A 19,004-nucleotide genomic window follows, 5' to 3' on the forward strand; every position below is an offset into this window, starting at 1 on the left:
TTTTCTATCCTATACTTTCTTATTTAAAATGCCTAAATATTCAATCCATGGTCCTACATCGATGCGGTATCTTTCCGCCATCACTCTAACCATTTGAGCAATATGGGTCAAATCGTGAACGACCCATGTAGAAATAAGTTCTCTAACCTTTACAGCTCCAAACGCCGGATGAAAACCTTTTTTCTCTAAATGAATTTGCGGATCGACGAGATCTTTTAAGCGCTCAATGTTCCGAATTCTGATTATTTGGAATTCCTCCAGCTTTTGTTCAATTTCAGTTGTTCTTTTTTCCTGCAAATGCTTATTGCGATCAAACGGAGGAAATGGTTTATTCTCGCCTTCTTGCAGGATAAATTCTAAACGCACCAACCAATTGCTATGCTCTGCTTCAATGAGATGGTCAACTATTTCTGAAATATTCCAAGTATCTTTCCCTTCATTGCACTTTAGCCATTCTTCAGATAAACCGGAAAGGAAAAACTGCAGTGTTTTAGGTGTCCTTTCTAAAATTTCGATCGCTTCTTCCAGCTTAAAATTCATCTCTACTTTCCCCTCACTTTCCTATATTTAAAAATCACTACTATAGCTTTTCGAAAGGCTTTGGAAAACCATATAGCTTTTGATTCATTGCTAGTGAAACCTTTTTATTGAAAGATTCTCTAACTCCACCGTAAATGCCCCTGCACTGCACTTACTCATGCAAGGCATCCTCATTATTCGATTATAAGCATGTCATTCTCATCAAACTGCCACATTTCTCCATACGCTACTTCCCAATAATAGCCATCAGGATCTGAAAAATAACCGCTATATCCACCCCAGAATACCTTTTCAGGCGGTTTAACAATTTTTCCACCTGCTGCTTCCGCCTTTTTCATCATTAAATCAACTTCCTCTTTTGATTTTCCGTTATAAGCAATTGTTATCCCGGAAAATCCGTTTCCTACAGGTGGATTTTCCGCATTTATATCCTTCGCTAATTCCTCTAATGGATAGAGTGCCAATCTTGTTCCCCCGTTCTGAAAAAAACAACCTCAGGTTCTTTTTCTGATACAGACGTCTTAAAACCAAGTCCATCCCGGTAAAAAATAAGCGATTTTTTCATATCTTTAACACCTAATGTAATCAAGTTTATTCGATTCATGGACAAGCCTCCTTTTCATTCATTTTACCACATCATTCAACCTATTTATTTCCAATGTATCCATAATTTCTTTATTCTTTCTTTGAATGTGAGAAGAAGCGTTTTCTCTCCACTTGCGGTTTTTTGCTTATTCCACTCATTCATACTGGCAACGACAATTAAAATTGAGCCTGCAATGAGCAAATATGCCCACCAAGGAAGGTTTCCCCAAAAAGGACGCGTTTGCATGAAAACATTCAATAAAAGAACTCCAATTCCAATAAAGAAAAATGATTTTATTTTAACAAAAACTCCTGCAACAATTGACACTAATGATAAAGTTCCAAGAATTAGAGCATCATAGATTGTTGACGATTGTAACCCATCTACGACGAGAACAACAGAGACAACTAGAAGAATCCCCCATTGCAGTTTTGCTGTCACTTTTTCGTAACGGCCTTTCAAACAGAGACGTAAAAAAATCGATAAAAGCACGAACGGCAAAACATATACTTCAGCTTTTAAAAGCTCATGCACCGCAAGGTTGGATACGAAAGAATAATAAGGCTGTAGCAAAAATGCTCCACTTATAAAAATGGGGAGCCACTTATATTCGCTTGGAATTCGATTTCTCTGCAACCAAATCGTTGCTGCAATCAAGGAACCTGGTAGTAATCGAGTCCAGAGAAAGGGATGTTCAAAGCTGTACATCGCTGCAAAATAAAGAAGCGCAATAAGTGTATAGACATCAACAACAAGAAATTCTTTCTTTTTTTTCTCATAAAAAGAGGTAAAAAACCATCTGCCTGCAGCAAGAAAAATAAGCCCAAAAACAGCTAATGTGAATAATTCGCTCAATGTAGTAAACGGATAATAGGCTAAATACTGTCTTACTCCTGCATAAATAAACAGTGCGGGGATAACAACAAGCATTTTCCACTTATATATATGAAGAAGTACCATTATTCCTACCGCATATAAGATCATAATGATAAAAGTGAATGTATGAAACGGGTACATATTGAGTAAGACGCCTATGCCAAGCAAAGAAAACGGTACTAAATAATAAAAAATCCGTTGTTTATAAGCTCCGCCGGAAAATTTCCATACCGCCGCAATCGCCAAACTAGTTAAAACAAAGCCATACTCAAGCTCCATCGTTTCGAAATGGGCAAGTACACCTGTAAAAGCAGCATATATTGAAGTAAATGAGCCATATAAAAAGAACTTCCTCAGCCATTCCCACTGTGTAAGTCTCGTACTAACTCCGTAAATCAGTGCAGCTACCCAAAAGCTCCACATGGCAGATTTCCCATGAATAACTAATGTGAGTAATAGAGCAAAGGGCATATACATATGAGCAACAAAAGCAAATGCACGGTACATATTCAAATCCCGAGCTTTTACTAGAATGGAAGTGACAAAAAGGATTGCAGCACCTGTAATAGCATAGAGAATACCAATTTCCCAAATTTGTTCAATCAATGTATAATAGCTCATCAAGAAGACAAGCCCAATTACATACGGAACATATCGGTTCCTAGTAAAATGGTATAGCCATGCGTACATTACGATACCACCAACAAATAACAAGCTGTGAACCCACTGCTCGTTGCTAGATACAACCATTCCTGTTAAAAGGGCAAGGGTATAAAAAGCTTGAGCAGTGTAGAAATGATTTCGCTTTAAAGCTGGAATTTTAATAAAAAAATAAAAGCCTGTTATACTCAAACTGGCACATGCAAATTGGAGAGCTGGTCCTAACTGACTCACGATTAAATGGGAACCTCCGATTAATTCCTCATATATAGCTAACACAGCTAGCCCAGTAGCAATTGGCACAAGCCATTGTGCAGTTCGTTTCAGCTCCTCCCGTGTTTCCTTTACGATGCTTATATAGGCGCTGATGCTAAACAAAAATAAAATGACAGCACTTTCCCACCATGCATACATGGATACAGATGCATAGACTGCAACAAGCATGTAAACCCAGCCAACATCTCGGGCAGGCTGCTTCATTAGTTCCAGCACTCTTGCTTTCACATAAACCCCAAAACCTGCAAACATGACAAATCCTATTAAAGCAAGCATTAATACAAATGGTGTTAATTCAATGAACTGCTTAAGGAGAAGTACTCCTTGCACCAACACAACTGACATAAACACTGCGCTTAAATAGCGGAAAAGCAATTTTTGAGTGGCATGACTCAAATATAAAAAGTTAATGCTAATGACGAAATAGCTAAGAAGCAATGTTAACGACGGTTCTCCCCAATTAATCAACATCGCCTCAAAGCTGATATAGATGAAAACAAGTCCTGACACGACAGCACTCGTGACCATAAAAATCTTCTTCCAAGGGTATTGCTGATCGAGCACAAATGGAATGAGTAAAAAAATGAAGCCGAGCAAACTATAGAGAACCGGGCTAATTTGTACGAATACAGATGCCTGCACAAATTGAAAAACACCGTATATGAGCATGACGCTAAAGACAAAATGAAATTCCTTGCGGCCAGTTACATAAACCATTGACAAATAAACAGCTGCCGTCAACATTAAATTAAAGCCCAAAAACATATTTGAATGATACAGAACCAACATGAGGACTGTCGTTAAAATCAAATTCGCCTGGGCAAAATTTACGAACTCCCGAATAAAAAGCTTAGCAACATCTTTCTTTCTCACTCGATGATATAAATAAATTGACAGAGCTTGAAACAGCATCATCCCAAGGAAAAAGCTGTCTTCACTCAAACGTAATGCTGAAAAGAAATAACCTATTCCAATGGTGAATGTTATATATGTAAACCACACGAATAAACGTGACTTCATTCTGTTGGCAAAAAGGAAATAAACCGGGAGAAGTAGGATACAGCTTATGAGTGCAAATAAATAACTCCCCTCCCCATAAATGGATAAATAGCTTCCCAATAGTTGAAACCAAGCAATTGATAATAAAAAGATCGGTAAAAATAAGCTTCCCAGGACGATAAATGCAAAACCTGTTTTATCAAGCTTAAGCACTTTCATTGCCAAATAGGCAATTCCATAGAACAAAAAGGAAATGAGCCCGATAGAACCGGCCTTTGTCGCGCTTGACATCGTCTCCCAATTACTTGTGGCCACATACAATCCACCAATTAACAGGAGGATCACTCCTGTATTTAACAGCCACGTAATATTTCGCTCTCTAATTTGTTCATCTGTTTTCTTTTCAAGAGCTTTTGAATGGTTAGGTTTCAAGCTTTTTTCCACTTTTGGCTTTGGCGGCATTTCAGGTTTGGGCTGCGCCACTTTTTTTTCAGTCTTTTCGACTACTAAATCCAAATAGTACGTTTCATGTGCTTTTACCACTTCATCATAAAAATGAGCAGGAATATAGTGGTTTTCTTTCAATTTCTCTAATTCTTCTTTGACAACTTGTTTCTTCAATTTTTCTGATAGAGGCATCATGCAAACTCCCCTGCCTTATATTTACTTTTTTAGTTGAATTTACTTATTGTGTAATTTTACACTATTTAGGAATAAAATCAATATATTCTCAACAAAAAAATACAGACTATAAACAAACTCGGTGAAATCAAGTTTGTCTACAGTCTTTTCTGATTTTGAATATTTATCAAGAGTTATGTAGAGGTGATAAAAATATGATGACGAGAAATCTTATTGCAGAAATAGACCCATTGGAAATGATTACAATAGACCAGTTGGTACCTCAAAATCATTTGGTACATAAGCTCGAATCTATTATTCCTATTTATGCTAAATACATTTCTTGACACAACCCCTATTTAATGATTATGTTATAATTGGGTATATTTTAAAAAAATATATCATAAAGAGAAGTAACCGTCCTGATATCAGCTTGCTAATGCTAAAAAATCAAGATGGTTATTTATTTTCAATGCTAGTATTTGCCCTTACAATATTACTGATTGTATTGCAATATTTTCTCCGTTATTTCTTTTTTGAGTTCATTTGTAATTTTCGGTGGATTTGATTTTAACATCGGCTTAATCAGCTTCGCCAGCGTTCCTGTTGCTTGTAAATCTAAACTCGCATTAATAAACGTTCGATTGCTCTTTAAACTTTTCATCTCAATACTCCCATGGCCGTTGAATCCCTCATTCTTTCCTTCCACTTGAAACGTCATTCTTTTTGGAGCATGTTTGCTTAATATTTCAACTTCAAACTCTAATTTCTTTTTTATAAATCCAAAATCGGTGGTAAATATCCAATTGGATTGACTCTCATTGATCATTTCATGACTGACATATCCTGGAACGAGTGGTCCCCAATGACTAAAATCCTCCATATATGCCCAAACCGATTTAAGTGGTGCATCAATAATCAAGCTGTAAACCTTTACCAAACATACCCTCTCCTCTGTTCTTCTTCCGAAAAAAGATTCTTGTTATAAAGGGTATTCAGCAAGTTTTGTGAACATGACTTTATCGAGCTTATGTATTTTTTAGGACGATCATTAAACGCTTGTTTCTTACTGTTTTTTCTTCCTCTGTTGCTAAGTCATATTTTTTTAATGGCTTTGCTAAATAGAATTATTGTTAAAATGATTTTGGGCTCATTTCATGTGAAACCAAAGTTTCACATGCCTTTCATATAACCGAAAGGTCTTCATTAAAAAACTGCACAAACAAAGGGGCAAATTCCTTGGGTAAATAGGTACTCTGTGCTTCATACTTATTTCTAACATCCTCTATGGTATGATCAAGCTTACATTCACTCATTCAATAACCTCCAGAAACGTTTTTCTTTTCTATTCTACCTATACAGAAAAAGGAATCAATCTACAACAAGAAATTGTCTTACTTTTTCCATTTATTAGTGGTATGATGAAAAAGATATTGAATTATAAAGGGGGAAACTCATATGTCCTATCCAAATGCAAGGGAAACAATCGATCTATTAAAGGCTCTTGTATCCATTCCAAGCCCGACAGGCAACACATTTGAAGTTATAAACTATGTAGAAAAATTTCTTAGTGAACTCCAAGTTGATACATATCGTAACCGAAAAGGCGGTTTAATTGCCACATTGCCAGGAACTGATTCTTCCAGGCACCGAATGTTAACGGCACATGTTGACACATTAGGAGCGATGGTAAAAGAAATTAAACCGAGCGGACGGTTAAAAATCGATTTAATTGGCGGTTTTAAATTTAACTCCATCGAGGGAGAGTATTGTCAAATTGAAACAAGTTCTGGTCGTAAATATAGCGGAACAATATTGATGCATCAAACCTCCGTCCATGTATATAAGGACGCTGGAAAAGCTGAGCGCAATCAGGAAAATATGGAAATACGCATTGATGAAGTTGTCAAAAGTGCCGAGGATGTTCGAAAGCTCGGGATCGAAGTCGGTGATTTTGTTTCATTTGCGCCGAGAGTTGAAATCACGCCAAGCGGCTTTATAAAATCACGACATTTAGATGATAAAGCAAGTGTAGCGATCCTCTTACAATTAATTAAACATTTAAAAACAAATGAGGTTTCATTGCCTCATACAACCCACTTCCTTATTTCCAATAACGAAGAAATTGGTTATGGTGGAAACTCAAATATCACACCAGAGACGGTCGAATATTTAGCGGTTGATATGGGCGCGATGGGTGACGGCCAATCTACAGATGAATATACAGTTTCAATTTGTGTGAAGGATGCAAGCGGGCCATATCACTATGGACTTCGCAAGCATTTAGCCAAACTTGCTGAAGAATATAATATTGAGTACAAGTTAGATATTTATCCTTATTACGGTTCTGATGCATCTGCAGCCATTCGCTCCGGTCATGATATTGTACACGGATTAATCGGGCCTGGAATCGACTCATCCCACGCATTTGAACGGACGCATCAGTCAAGTATTGAAAATACAGGAAAATTGCTGCACCACTACGTACTTTCAGAAATCATTAGCTAAGCTTTTGCATACCCATAGCTAATGATCGACAGCTCGAATAAATGATGACGGACTGTCTGTTTATTTTTTTGTTTTCTAACGAATTTCATTATTTAATGTCGGTATTGATTATGGCTCATTTCGTGTGAATCCAAAGCTTCACGCAAAATGAGCCAATTATCGTTTGATCAAAATCATCTATCATCGTTTAGCAAAGCTAATGAAATAAAGGAGGTTAGAGCTATAGCGTGAAGGTGCTTCTCCCTTATTAAAAAAGGTTAAGGGGCCATAAAAAGTGGGTTATTCCTTCTTTCAATTAATTAGAGGCGTATTCCTCCGTGCTTATCACTGCACAAACAATAAAGCATCTATTTTTTCAAAAACAGAAACCGATAGTATCAACTCTATGCCCGACTTTTCGTCGCAAGAAAACCAGAAGAAAGCTATAGCTAATCCTTTTCATAACGATGAAAAGGATGGTGAAACCCCTTTTTAAGCCCCTTTATGCCTTTTATTTCGGTCGATTTCGCAAAAAGTTTTCCGACGCAAACCCTCTTACCTCTTCCTCAGAGTAGTATTTTAATAACTCATTAATTAAATTTTGTGTCTCCCCTGCATGTGCTAATCCGGGTATTTTTCTGTCAATACCATCAAAATCGGAGCCTAAACCGATTTGTTTCACACCTCCAAGTTCACACAAATGCTCAATATGTTTGATTAGATCGACTATCGTCGCTTGCCCATTTTTTCTCACAAATTCAGGATAATAAACGACATGGATCATGCCACCTTTTTTCAGCAGTTCTTTAATTTGTGAATCAGTTAAGTTCCTTCTATGATCACAAAGCCTTTTCGTATTAGAATGACTGGCAATCGGATATTTAGCTATGGCAATGACATCCCAAAAAGCTCTTTCGCTTAAATGAGAGACGTCCGTCAATAATTGATGCTCATTATTAAAGTGCACAACTTTTTTTCCGAAAAACGTTAATCCTGCTCCTCTTTGTTCACCTGCGCCATCTGCAGCAAGATTGGCATAATTCCATGTTAAGCCAACAGAGCGGACGCCGAGCTGATATAAAATAGCAAGCTTGGTTAAGTCATTTCCTATGGCATCAACTCCCTCTAAAGTAAGAAGAGCTCCGATTTCGCCATCCTTTAAATGTTCAAGCTGTGACCATTCTGTAATATGTTTGATGTCTTTATTTTTAGCAAGGATTTCTACTTGAAACAGCCTTACTTGTTCAAGAACGATATCAAATAAACTAGACGATTTCAAAACCGGATCAACAAATAGTGCGAACGCTTGAACTTTCACTTTTCCTTTTCGCAATCGCTCTTTATTCGTATCGATGGTCGAATCCGTCTGGAAGGAAATCGCTCCACCTGCTTCCCATAGCTTTAATAAGGCATCGCAATGCATATCAATGATTTTCAAGTTTGTCACACCAAAGCTTTCTTTTTAAGCTCCTGATATTGCATATACAGCTTCTTTGTGATCTCTCCTGGAACACCTTTATCGATAACTGTGCCATCAATTTTGACAATCGGAAGCACTTCGACGAGAGTACTTGTCATAAATACTTCATCCGCCTCCAAAAGCTCTTTCGGACTAAAATACCTTTCCACAAAAGGGATATTCAGTTCTTCGGCTGCTTGTATTACTGCCATCCGCGTTATTCCCGCTAAAATATGGTTGCTGAGTGGAGTCGTGATAACTGCTCCATCTTTGACCATATATATATTGGAGCTAGTGCCTTCAGAAATAAAACCGTTTCTTACCAGTATCGCTTCAAAGCAACCTGCTTCCTGAGCTTCCTGCTTCGCTAAAATATTCGGCAATAAATTAAGTGATTTTATGTAACATTTCGCCCATCTTTCATCATCATGGGTTATGGCATGAACGCCATTCACTCGATATCCTTCAGCCAGAGGCTCTGTATCCTTTAATGTCATTGAAATCGAAACGGGAACATCAGGAAACGGATGGTTTCTTACTGCGATCCCTCTCGTAACCTGTAAATATACTTTACCATACTGCAGTTCCGCTTTTTCAATTCCTGTAAGAATCAGAGTACGAAAATCCTCGAGTGTTTCACTAATCGGCAATTTTATTGCTTCGCAGCTTTCTAAAAGTCTTTGCAAATGTTCTTCGAGCATAAAAGGTTGCCCATTGTAACATTGGATCACCTCGTACACTCCATCCCCAAACTGATGTCCTCTTTCTTCAATCGGTATAACTCGCTCATCCAACTGAACAAATTTTCCGTTAATATAACCTAAATCCATCTTTATCTCACCTTTCCTTATGTACTTTAATTTTCCTACTACTAAAATACGCTTTTTTCTGAAAATATGCTATAAAGAATTCTGCTTCCCCCATTTATTTCTTTTTGAAAAATTTTTAGTAAAATCTCAATGCTTGTCCATACCAAACTTTAATTCGTGCATAGAATATAGTACTCACAACCCATCTACTCCTTTTTGAAAGGAAGCACTTCGAATCGTGCTTCCTTTTTTTCTTGTTACAATTCATCAGAAGTTAGCTCGTCATAGTTTGATGATAACAATTTAATGTTATCACTTATATTAGAACAAATTTTTAGTACATTCATTCCATCTTCTCCTGTCACAAATGGCGTCCTGTCCATTTCAACAGAATGAATAAAATCGTAAAGTTGACTCTTTAATGGATTAAAATGTGGAATTTCAATTGTTTCCAATAACTTCTGCGGAATTTTCACATTATCATTTTGAATAGAAAAATAGGTTGTTTGATTAACTTCTATTTTATTTCTCAAAAGATCGACTTTAAATATTGCCTTTTCCGTAAAAATTCTAATCGTCCGAATTTTTTCCTGCGATTTGTAGCTCGCCGTTAATTGCGCAACTGTTCCGTTATTGAAAAGCATACTTACGATGGCATGTTTTGGCATCTGTTCTGACGTTTTTCCGATTGTATTGAAGTGAATCATTTCAGAGCCTAATAATTCTTTTAAAATGTAAATATCATGAATCATTAAATCGAAAACAACGTCAACATGCTGCATTCTTAGATCAAAGGGTTGCATTCGATGGATGTCTATTGCTATAATTTTTTCATCTTTGAGTCGTTCTTTCAGAAGATGAATAAGGGGATTGTACAACTCTATATGCCCCACTTGCACTTTTATTCCTGCTGTTTCAGCTCTTCTAAGAAGATTCTTTGCTTCTTCAAGCTGACTGGCCATTGGCTTTTCAAGGAGTATATGAACGCCATGGTCGATACAAACAAGCGCTACCTCATAGTGATATTTTGTTGGAACTGCAATACTAACCGCATCAACATTCCTTAATAATTCAAGCAAATCTTTAAAGTACTTTACCCCATATTTACTGGCGATCTCGCTCGCTCTATGTTCGTTCACATCGTAAATACCAACTACTTCACATCGGTCAGATATTTCAAGATAATTTTTCAAATGATTTTCTCCCATTTTCCCAGTACCTATAACGCCCACTTTCATGCTCAACATCCTCCCAGATTGATTGATTACTATAATGTATGCTGAGAATTTTGGATAACTTGTACGTTTGCTAAGGAAAATAATATTTTGGGAGCTTGTTCTATAAAATTTTGAGAGGACGAAACCAAATGGTTAAATTGCTTTACATTACCAATGACACCTCCAAAATGATTGTGAAGAATTTCTTATATTTAGAAAAAGCTTTAGACGAATTAACGACTCTCAAAATATGGCGGCAATCTGGTTCCATTGAAACAATTATAAAGAAATTACAATTTCAGCCTGACTTCATTCTCATTCAAAATGATATCGGAAATCAATTATCCCCATTTATTCAAGGGCTTTCAAAAATCCCCATTCCTGTCGGATTAATCATTAACGATGTTTATCGCTATCAGGAACCCCGACGCTTGTACATTAAAAAAAATAATATCCGCTTTATTTTTTCCATCATTCGCAAACAATTTTTAGAAATATATCCCGAATTTGCGAACCGTCTTAGATGGTTTCCTCACTTTGTAGAAACGGAAATTTATCGAGATTATCAGCTTCCTAAAGATATCGATCTTCTCTTAATGGGTTCAACTGATGACATTTACCCACTTCGTAAAAAAATCGTCAAAGCTTACGAGCATGATCGCCATTTTGTTTACCATCCGCACCCAGGTTATGGGGATATAACAACTAAGGAGGAAAAGGGACATTTTATTGGAGAAAAGTATGCCCGCGAGTTAAATCGAGCAAAAATCTTCTTCACTAGTCCTTCGATTTACCTTTATCCGGTCATGAAATATTTTGAAGCACTAGCTTGTAAAACATTATTATTAGCACCTACTTTCGAGGAGTTGGAGGCACTCGGATTCAAACCAGGAATACATTTTGTCGCAATAAATGAAGCGAATTTTAAAGAGCAGGCAACATATTATTTAAATAACGATACTGAGCGCAACAAAATTACAATGACGGGCCATGAGTTCGTTCAGCAAAATCATTCATTAAAGATTCGGGCAAAGCAGCTTGTCACAGAAATAAAAAAAATTGTCGAAACTCAAAAAAGGAGGAGCACATAATGTCAACAAAGCCATCAGTTGGAAAACATGTCGTTATTGAAGATGATGTTACATTTGGCAATAATGTGGTGATTGGCCATAATACCGTTATCTTAAAAGGTACGAGAATCGGAAATAATGTTGAAATTGGGGCAAATTGTGTAATAGGGATTATTCCAGGAGGCAATACACGCATGCGGCAGCAAACAATCCAATCTCATTCCCTTTTGATTGGAGATCATATAAAAATAGGGAATATGGTTTCCATTTATTTGAATACGACTATTGCCGAAAATGTATTCATAGGTGATCATGCCAGTATTAGGGAAAATGTCACGATCGGAAAAGGAACCGTTATTGGTAGAAATGCAATCGTTGAACTAAATACAAGGATCGGAGAGAATTGCACGATACAAACATTGTCATATATAACGGGGGACACGATTTTAGAAGATGATGTCTTTATTGGTCCTTGTGTATCAATGGCAAACGATAAATACATGGGAGCAAAGGAGTATGTATTAAAAGGGCCACATCTGAAAAAGGGCGTTAAAGTTGGAAATAACGCTACAATCCTCCCTGCTGTCACGATTGGCGCAGATACCATCGTCGGAGGCGGTTCTGTTGTCACGAAGGATATAGGCGAACATCTTGTCGTCGCTGGCGTACCAGCAAGAAAGCTTCGATAATCGATAAGAGGGGGCGTTTTAGTGATGAGTTCTGAACATATAAAAGATATAAAGATTGTCATGCACGATCAGTACGAAGGGAATGGTAAAATGATTGGGAATGATTACTACATTCCCTATTCTCTCATTGAGAAAGCTTACTTAACAGTGCATCAGTTTATTACAAAAGAAAACCTGCTAAAAATCGATATTACGAAAACAAGATTATTCGAGATGCTTAAATACGACCATCGAGGCAATTATTTACATTATGACAAAAACAAGGTTGAAAATTGGAATGTAAAAATGGATGTCAATGGAATTCCGCAAACTGTCTATCCGTTTGGCACTTATTATAACCCTGCAACAATCGGTTTTTTTGGATTACAGCATTATAGCCTCTATTTAAGTAATAAGAATGAAGATAACAAACAGAAATTTTTGAAGGCAGCCAATTGGTTTTTACAAAACCAAGACAATTCCGGTGGCTGGAATTACTCTTTCGATTTCCACTATTATCCATCCAGACTAAAAAAACTAAAAGGCCCCTGGTATTCCGCTATAGGAATGGGAGTAGCTTTGTCCGTTTTATCAAGAGCTGCATACGTAATGAATGATAAAAAATATCTCGTAAGTGCAGTGAAAGCGAAAAAAATCTTCGAAACCTCTTCTAGAGCAAATGGAATTCTTGCTACTTTTGAAGGGAAATACTCTTTCTATGAGGAATGTCCTACCAACCCACCTAGTTATATTTTAAATGGTTTTATGTATTCGTTGATAGGGCTCTATGATCTTTATAAATCTACTGGTGACCGATCTGTTTATAAGCTGTATCAAAACGGGATAGTTACTTTAAAAAGAATGTTACCCTTATATGACCTTGGCAATAGAACTGCCTATGATCTGACTCACTATACAACAGAAGGTGGCTATCCTAATATCGCAAAATGGGGCTATCACATCACCCATATATATCAATTAAATGCCCTTAATTCGATTGAAAATGATAAGAAGATGGCTGAGACACTTTCAAGGTGGAAGGACTATTTAATCGGCAAAATCAAATATGTATAACCGACCCCATCTTCATCATGGAGTCAAGCCTTGTTGCTAATTATAAAAGGAGTTATGAATAATTTCCACGATTCTCTTAGCTGTTTGACCGTCACCAAAAAGCTGAATATGCTTTTTAGGGACCTGCAACTTCTTTGCAGCTTCCATAATTTTTGTAGAGTCTCTTCCAACGACACGATTCCAACCAGCAGTCACCGTTTCCGTCCACTCTGTCTCATCCCTTAATGTAATACATGGGGTTTTAAGAAGATAAGCTTCTTTCTGTAAACCACCGGAATCCGTTAAAACTCCTTTTGCATTATAAACGAGGGCCAACATATCAAAATAATTTAACGGCTCAGTCACATGAAGCTGAGGATACTCTTCTTCCGTCATCTTACAGGTTGCGATCATCTTCTTTGTTCTCGGATGAATAGGGATGAGTACCTTTTCACCAATACTATTTAATGCATTCAATAATTCCATCAATTGCTGACAATTTTTTGTATTTTCCGCACGATGAATGGTTGCAACAAAATATCTGTCTTTCTCAAGCTCCAGCGTCTTTTGAATGGATGAATGCTCCAAAGCAATCGGTAAAAAAAAATTAACCGTATCACAAATAATATCTCCAGTCTGATGGACTCCTTCTGTAATGCTCTCCTGCTTTAAGTGCTCTACAGCAGCATCAGTTGGACAAAATAATAAAGTTGAAAGATGATCAGTCAAGATACGGTTTTGTTCTTCTGGCATCCTCTTATTAAAACTGCGCAACCCTGCTTCCACATGAGCAACAGGGATAAGCAGCTTTGCAGCAGCTAATGCGCCTGCCAGTGTAGAATTGGTATCACCATATACCAATACCAAATCTGGTTGTTCTTTGATCATGATCCGCTCGAGTTCAATTAACATTTTTCCAGTTTGTTTGCCATGGGAATGAGAACCAACAGCCAAATGATAATGAGGTTTCGGAATTTGTAACTGTTCAAAGAAAATATCCGACATCGAAGAATCATAATGCTGGCCAGTATGAACAATAATTTCCTCGACGACGTCATCCCTGACAAATTCCTTTGATAACATACAAGCTTTTATAAACTGTGGTCTGGCGCCAACAATGGTTAATATTTTCAAAGCCATCAGCTCCTTAACAAATTTTTCATGCTTATGAAAATGAAGAATCAATCCCCATTGCTTGATCATATGAATAAAATACAGAGCTTGATTGTGTGCATATTCAATATTTGGTGGTGATGGACTTGAAAAAGGTTTGTATATTAGTTGCTGAACATCCCTTTTTAGATTCACGAATTTTTCGCAAAGAAGCAAAATCATTATATGACGCCGGCTATGATGTAACGATGATAGTTCCAAGAAAAAAAGGCTATTTATTTGATATTAATGGGCAACCATTTACAAACAAATTCCTCGAACAAACATTTACTTACGAAGGAATAAATATCGTTACGTATAGTTTCGAAAACTCTCGTTCTTATCTCAATAAAGTACTAGAAGAGGAAGACACTTGGGAAAAGGATGCATTTCCCAATCCAATCACAACACTTGCGATGGAGCAGGATGCAGATATTTACCATGCCCATGAATATTTATCATTATTTGCCGGAATCGGAACTAAACGTTTAATGAAAAAAACAAAAGGGAAAGATGTTAAGCTTATTTATGACAGTCATGAATTAGTGCCAGACCCGTTGGATAGCCGTTATTCTGAACCTGCAAAGAAAAAATTAAAAGAAAAGCTTCTTATCATGCTAAAAGAAGTTGATCATGTTATTACCGTTTCTGACTCCATTAAAAACTGGTATCATACAGAGATTCCTAACTTGCCTGTAGATGTCGTCTATAACTCACCCCCATTGGCAGCAGCTCCTACTAAAAAAACAGCCAAAAACAGCTTTACGATCTGCTATGAAGGCAGTATTGAAGCACAGAAGGGAAATTTCAAAAAGATCATTGGCATTTCTGAAATTTGTACTCGTGTCATGAAAAATTTTCAATTTCGCGTGATTGGCGGTCCAAGATACGGTGAGACGATCCATATTCCAAAATCTTTAAAGAATACAATCCAACTGACAGGCTGGGTCGAGTATCAAGATATTCAAAAGCATATGGCGGATGTAGATATCGGCTGGATAGATTTTGACGATTTAGCCAATTCATTGAACCGCTCCTATGCCTTACCGAATAAATTTTTTAGCTATTTAAATAATGGCGTCCCTATCTTGGTCAATAAGGCTCCTGAAATGGAACGTTTCGTTAAACAGCATAAATGTGGTCATGTTGTTGAAAAAGCACATGCAACTGCAAAAGATTTCGCAAATGCTATTATCCACCTCCATAAGCAAAAAAAATTGCTAGAGGAAATGGGCCAAAAATCTAGAGCAATTATGGAAATGAGTTATAGCTGGGAACATATGCAAAAGAGATTGCTAGCCGTCTACGAAAACCTTTAGGATTGGAGTAAGAAAACCTGCATATTTGGCTATGCAGGTTTCTTTATTATTAATTATGCAGCTGTAGCTGGAATCCTGACGAATACAATAGCGGAGAGTGGGATGGCGGTAGTCAAGCTCGGAGTATAGCTAGTTGTTTCAACGACAAGAGCTAATTCTCCAGATACTGAGGAGAGTACACCTTCAACGAGTCGATCAGTTAGTCCAATTTCCACTCTCGTACCAACACGTCTTGCTAATTCTGCAGCGAAAAATGCCTGGAACATCGTATCACTCCTTTCTTACATTTCTGTAACTGTTTGAATTTGTGAAAGTGGAATCAAGACAAGGGAGCCGTCACTCTCTACCATAACTACATAATCTCTCTGGACCGCAATAAGTGTTCCAGTAATTGGTTCTAGTGGAGTAGAAATCGTTACTTGCTGATTTAAAAGATTGATTAAGAAGGCACGCAATGTTTGGCGATTTTTATTAGGGAAAAGTGAGGATCCAATGTTTCCTAAAACCCCATCAAGATTGCCTGTTAAATCACCTGTATTGGAACCGACACTAACATTTACTGTTTGTGAAAGTAATTGAAGATTACTTAAAAGCATTTGACGAAGAATATCATTATTCAATTACATTTCCTCCTTTCTGTCTATCATGAGTGCTTTTTGCTGCTCCCATTAATATGATACGAAAACTATTTTTTTTGGTATCCGCATTTACAACTATTTTTAAGAGTTTGTACATTTTCCGCTTTAGTCTATTTACTGGGCATTTGTCTCAGTGTAGAAAGTTTTTGATGCTTGCAATAATCTCCATTTGATTTTCAATCGTTAAAAAAGGGCAGATCGGCAAGGCCAATATTTTCGTTGCCACTTTTTCAGCAATTGGGAAATCACCTTCTTTGTAATCAAGATCATAGAATGCTTCTTGTAAATGAAGCGGAATCGGATAATAGATCGCGGTCGCAATACCGTTTTTCCGTAAATGCTCTGCAAGTGCGTCACGTTCTTCAAATTCAAGGCAGTACTGATGAAAAGTGTGCTCCCTCGTTTCAATTGCAGGTGGTGTCTTCAAGTATGGCTGTAACGAATTCGTATAGCGTTTTGCCACTTCCTTGCGCTTATGCAAAAAGAGATCCAAATGCTTTAATTTCAAAAGTAAGACGGCAGCCTGAATTTCATCAAGACGACTGTTAATTCCAATATTAGTGTGTATATACTTTTGTCTGCTGCCATGATTTCTTAATGAGAGAATCTTTTGATATAGTTTTCTATCATTTGTAACGATCATACCTCCATCCCCGTATGCACCTAGGTTTTTGGAGGGAAAAAAGGATAAGCAGCCAATATCACCGAGGGCACCAACCCTCTTCCCATTATATTCCGTACCGATCGCTTGACAGGCATCCTCAATAATTTTCAGTTCAAATTCTTCAGCAATTTTTTGAATTTCATCCATTTTTGCTGCTCGTCCAAATAAATGCACTACAATAATAGCTTTCGTTTTGGAGGTGATTTTTTCCCGAACTTTCGTTGGATCAATATTATACGTATCTTCTTCAATATCAACAAAGACCGGTTTCGCACCGACTTGAGCGATCGTTTCTGCGGTTGCGAAAAATGTGAATGAGGTCGTGATTACTTCATCACCATGACCAATATTAAGTGCCTTTAACGCCAAGTAAAGGGCGTCGGTACCATTCCCAACCCCTAAAGCATAGGAACAACTCACATAGGAAGCAATTTGATTCTCTAACTCCTTCCCTTTTTCTCCTAAAATATAATGTCCACTTTCAAGCACTTCATTAATTGATTTTAAAACTGGTTCACGCAAAATCTTCATTTCTGCCTTTAAATCTACCATTGGAATCATCTAAACAACCTCCTTTATTCGATCCCAATTCCGAGATACTTCATACCAAGACTTGAGATTTTCTCTTTATTTAATACATTTCTGCCATCAAGAACAACTTTACAACGACTGAATATAGCGAAATCCAAACCTTCATATTGTTGGTGAAATGCTTGCACAATCACACCGTCTATTTTCTTTACGCTCTCATCTGAAAGAGATAATGGCGTAACAGCAAATCTCGCGATCTCTTCTTTAGAAAATTGCGGATCATTGACAAACACATTTGCTCCTTTTTGCACTAATTGTTCCATAAGGAGAAGTGCTGTTGACTTCGTCACTTCCTTAACATTTTCACGAAACGATAACCCTAAAATAAGAATATTTTTACCTGTTAATATTCCAAGTTCATGTTCAAGTCTGCCAATTCCATAGTGTGACATAGAGTCATTGATTTCTCGAGCTAAAGTCGTCAACCCTTTTTCCAGCCCTTTATTGATAAAGAAGAATGGATAAATGGGAATACAATGTCCTCCCACACCAATACCTGGTTTATGCAAATGGGAGAAAGGCTGACTGTTGCTAGCTTCTATAACCTCGTTAATCAATACACCTTTTTCACTAGCAAATTTCGCCAATTCATTCACTAACGCAATGTTGACATCGCGATAAACGCATTCAGCCACCTTAGAAAATTCAGCCGTTTCTAAAGATGAAACAGACATCGTCTCACATTTAAGCGCCTTATGATAGAAGGAAACGGTTCTTTGCAAGCCTCCCTCATTAATAGCACCAATAACTTTTGGATAATTTGCTAAATCCTCAACAATTCGATTTGAGTACACTCTCTCTGGACTGTATGCTAGATCAAAATCCTGTCCAGCTACTAAACCGGAAAGTTCCTCAATCTTTTTTCCAAAGCGATTTCTTGTATCTCCTACAGGTACTGTTGTTTCAAAAATGACCAATGCCCCTTTTTGAATGCTTTTTCCAATTTCATTTACAGCTAAATCCATATAACGATAATCAGTTTGATGGTTATCATCAATTAATACGGGCACAATGACGATGATCACATCTGCATCTTTAACTGCTTCCACGGTTTTATAAGTTGCTCTTAATCGTTTATTTTGATGGTTTTTTTTCACAAGTTCATCAAGTCCTGGCTCGTTTTTAACATGGGAAGTCCCTTCGTTGACCAACGATACAACATGAGGGTTGATATCTGCACCTATCACATCAAATCCGTTTTCAGCAATAACGGCTGCCAATGCTAGTCCTATTTTTCCTAGCCCAACTACCGCTACTTGTTTGTCTTCTCTTCTCCTTTCCATAGCACAACCTCTCTTCTTATATTCAGCTTTCCTTTT

Annotated in this window: 17 protein-coding genes and 1 pseudogene; 6 read left to right on the plus strand and 12 right to left on the minus strand. The window is 37.2% G+C overall.

Features of this window, described 5'->3' with window-relative positions; all coding sequences use genetic code 11:
• Positions 1 to 9 precede the first annotated feature (9 nt).
• From NST02_RS13985 to NST02_RS13995, 3 genes and pseudogenes are all read right to left on the minus strand, one after another.
• Positions 10 to 540: a DinB family protein gene (locus NST02_RS13985; protein WP_095308682.1), complete on the minus strand. Its 531-nt coding sequence runs from the start codon at positions 538 to 540 to the stop codon at positions 10 to 12.
• Positions 541 to 713: 173 nt separating this feature from the next.
• Positions 714 to 1,144: pseudogene (locus tag NST02_RS13990) on the minus strand (VOC family protein).
• A gap of 45 nt (positions 1,145 to 1,189) precedes the next feature.
• Positions 1,190 to 4,579: a hypothetical protein gene (locus NST02_RS13995; protein ID WP_212933499.1), complete on the minus strand. Its 3,390-nt coding sequence runs from the start codon at positions 4,577 to 4,579 to the stop codon at positions 1,190 to 1,192.
• A gap of 194 nt (positions 4,580 to 4,773) precedes the next feature.
• Here NST02_RS13995 and NST02_RS14000 point away from each other — a divergent pair, with 194 nt between their 5' ends.
• Positions 4,774 to 4,905 (plus strand): hypothetical protein, encoded by a 132-nt coding sequence (locus NST02_RS14000; RefSeq protein ID WP_268951601.1) that lies wholly within the window; start codon positions 4,774 to 4,776, stop codon positions 4,903 to 4,905.
• 149 nt (positions 4,906 to 5,054) lie between these two features.
• On the opposite strand, the gene NST02_RS14005 is transcribed toward NST02_RS14000, so the two are convergent.
• Positions 5,055 to 5,498, minus strand: a complete 444-nt coding sequence (locus tag NST02_RS14005) for a CoxG family protein (protein ID WP_095308675.1) — start codon at positions 5,496 to 5,498, stop codon at positions 5,055 to 5,057.
• 518 nt (positions 5,499 to 6,016) lie between these two features.
• Between NST02_RS14005 and NST02_RS14010 the strand changes: the two genes are divergently transcribed.
• A complete protein-coding gene (locus tag NST02_RS14010) occupies positions 6,017 to 7,066 on the plus strand; it encodes a M42 family metallopeptidase (RefSeq protein WP_137744198.1) in 1,050 nt (349 codons plus the stop codon).
• A 490-nt stretch (positions 7,067 to 7,556) separates the two neighbouring features.
• Here NST02_RS14010 and NST02_RS14015 read toward each other — a convergent pair whose 3' ends face one another.
• The 3 genes from NST02_RS14015 to NST02_RS14025 all read right to left on the minus strand — a co-directional run bounded on the left by NST02_RS14015 (position 7,557) and on the right by NST02_RS14025 (position 10,551).
• The gene (locus NST02_RS14015; protein WP_137744197.1) at positions 7,557 to 8,483 is read right to left on the minus strand and encodes a dipeptidase; all 927 of its coding nucleotides are present in this window, start codon (positions 8,481 to 8,483) and stop codon (positions 7,557 to 7,559) included.
• A 5-nt stretch (positions 8,484 to 8,488) separates the two neighbouring features.
• Complete coding sequence (gene dat, locus NST02_RS14020; RefSeq protein WP_137744196.1) at positions 8,489 to 9,334, minus strand: D-amino-acid transaminase; 846 nt, start codon at positions 9,332 to 9,334, stop codon at positions 8,489 to 8,491.
• A 236-nt stretch (positions 9,335 to 9,570) separates the two neighbouring features.
• Positions 9,571 to 10,551 carry a Gfo/Idh/MocA family protein gene (locus NST02_RS14025; protein WP_170211337.1) on the minus strand — a complete coding sequence of 327 codons (981 nt, stop codon included), beginning with the start codon at positions 10,549 to 10,551 and terminating at the stop codon, positions 9,571 to 9,573.
• Positions 10,552 to 10,679: 128 nt separating this feature from the next.
• Here NST02_RS14025 and NST02_RS14030 point away from each other — a divergent pair, with 128 nt between their 5' ends.
• From NST02_RS14030 to NST02_RS14040, 3 genes are read left to right on the plus strand one after another with little or no spacing between them, the layout of a single operon-like run.
• Positions 10,680 to 11,621, plus strand: a complete 942-nt coding sequence (locus NST02_RS14030; RefSeq protein ID WP_340949160.1) for a glycosyltransferase — start codon at positions 10,680 to 10,682, stop codon at positions 11,619 to 11,621.
• Positions 11,621 to 12,289: an acyltransferase gene (locus NST02_RS14035; RefSeq protein WP_137744193.1), complete on the plus strand. Its 669-nt coding sequence runs from the start codon at positions 11,621 to 11,623 to the stop codon at positions 12,287 to 12,289. Before NST02_RS14030 ends, NST02_RS14035 begins: the two co-directional genes overlap by 1 nt.
• Before the next feature lie 24 nt (positions 12,290 to 12,313).
• On the plus strand, positions 12,314 to 13,342 hold the full coding sequence (locus tag NST02_RS14040; protein ID WP_235879523.1) for a D-glucuronyl C5-epimerase family protein: 1,029 nt from the start codon (positions 12,314 to 12,316) through the stop codon (positions 13,340 to 13,342).
• A gap of 36 nt (positions 13,343 to 13,378) precedes the next feature.
• Here NST02_RS14040 and wecB read toward each other — a convergent pair whose 3' ends face one another.
• Positions 13,379 to 14,455: a non-hydrolyzing UDP-N-acetylglucosamine 2-epimerase gene (gene wecB / locus NST02_RS14045; RefSeq protein ID WP_095308737.1), complete on the minus strand. Its 1,077-nt coding sequence runs from the start codon at positions 14,453 to 14,455 to the stop codon at positions 13,379 to 13,381.
• A gap of 119 nt (positions 14,456 to 14,574) precedes the next feature.
• Here wecB and NST02_RS14050 point away from each other — a divergent pair, with 119 nt between their 5' ends.
• Positions 14,575 to 15,792, plus strand: a complete 1,218-nt coding sequence (locus tag NST02_RS14050) for a glycosyltransferase (protein ID WP_235879518.1) — start codon at positions 14,575 to 14,577, stop codon at positions 15,790 to 15,792.
• 53 nt (positions 15,793 to 15,845) lie between these two features.
• On the opposite strand, the gene NST02_RS14055 is transcribed toward NST02_RS14050, so the two are convergent.
• The 4 genes from NST02_RS14055 to NST02_RS14070 form a co-directional block, all read right to left on the minus strand.
• Positions 15,846 to 16,058, minus strand: a complete 213-nt coding sequence (locus NST02_RS14055) for a hypothetical protein (RefSeq protein WP_095308655.1) — start codon at positions 16,056 to 16,058, stop codon at positions 15,846 to 15,848.
• A 15-nt stretch (positions 16,059 to 16,073) separates the two neighbouring features.
• Positions 16,074 to 16,412, minus strand: a complete 339-nt coding sequence (locus tag NST02_RS14060; protein WP_095308653.1) for a DUF2642 domain-containing protein — start codon at positions 16,410 to 16,412, stop codon at positions 16,074 to 16,076.
• A gap of 148 nt (positions 16,413 to 16,560) precedes the next feature.
• Positions 16,561 to 17,655, minus strand: a complete 1,095-nt coding sequence (locus tag NST02_RS14065; protein WP_340949161.1) for a DegT/DnrJ/EryC1/StrS family aminotransferase — start codon at positions 17,653 to 17,655, stop codon at positions 16,561 to 16,563.
• Positions 17,656 to 17,669: 14 nt separating this feature from the next.
• Positions 17,670 to 18,968 carry a nucleotide sugar dehydrogenase gene (locus NST02_RS14070; protein WP_095308649.1) on the minus strand — a complete coding sequence of 433 codons (1,299 nt, stop codon included), beginning with the start codon at positions 18,966 to 18,968 and terminating at the stop codon, positions 17,670 to 17,672.
• Positions 18,969 to 19,004 lie beyond the last annotated feature (36 nt).

Origin of the sequence: Robertmurraya sp. FSL W8-0741 (assembly GCF_038004005.1) — a bacterium.
Classification (GTDB): Bacteria; Bacillota; Bacilli; order Bacillales; family Cytobacillaceae; genus Robertmurraya; species Robertmurraya siralis.

Coding starts and splice junctions, on each gene's coding strand:
- NST02_RS13985 (WP_095308682.1), bottom strand. CDS start 540: ATGAATTTTAAGCTGGAAGAAGCGATCGAAATTTTAGAAAGGACACCT.
- NST02_RS13995 (WP_212933499.1), bottom strand. CDS start 4,579: ATGATGCCTCTATCAGAAAAATTGAAGAAACAAGTTGTCAAAGAAGAA.
- NST02_RS14000 (WP_268951601.1), top strand. CDS start 4,774: ATGATGACGAGAAATCTTATTGCAGAAATAGACCCATTGGAAATGATT.
- NST02_RS14010 (WP_137744198.1), top strand. CDS start 6,017: ATGTCCTATCCAAATGCAAGGGAAACAATCGATCTATTAAAGGCTCTT.
- dat (WP_137744196.1), bottom strand. CDS start 9,334: ATGGATTTAGGTTATATTAACGGAAAATTTGTTCAGTTGGATGAGCGA.
- NST02_RS14025 (WP_170211337.1), bottom strand. CDS start 10,551: ATGAAAGTGGGCGTTATAGGTACTGGGAAAATGGGAGAAAATCATTTG.
- NST02_RS14030 (WP_340949160.1), top strand. CDS start 10,680: ATGGTTAAATTGCTTTACATTACCAATGACACCTCCAAAATGATTGTG.
- NST02_RS14035 (WP_137744193.1), top strand. CDS start 11,621: ATGTCAACAAAGCCATCAGTTGGAAAACATGTCGTTATTGAAGATGAT.
- NST02_RS14040 (WP_235879523.1), top strand. CDS start 12,314: ATGAGTTCTGAACATATAAAAGATATAAAGATTGTCATGCACGATCAG.
- NST02_RS14050 (WP_235879518.1), top strand. CDS start 14,575: ATGGACTTGAAAAAGGTTTGTATATTAGTTGCTGAACATCCCTTTTTA.
- NST02_RS14055 (WP_095308655.1), bottom strand. CDS start 16,058: ATGTTCCAGGCATTTTTCGCTGCAGAATTAGCAAGACGTGTTGGTACG.
- NST02_RS14065 (WP_340949161.1), bottom strand. CDS start 17,655: ATGATTCCAATGGTAGATTTAAAGGCAGAAATGAAGATTTTGCGTGAA.
- NST02_RS14070 (WP_095308649.1), bottom strand. CDS start 18,968: ATGGAAAGGAGAAGAGAAGACAAACAAGTAGCGGTAGTTGGGCTAGGA.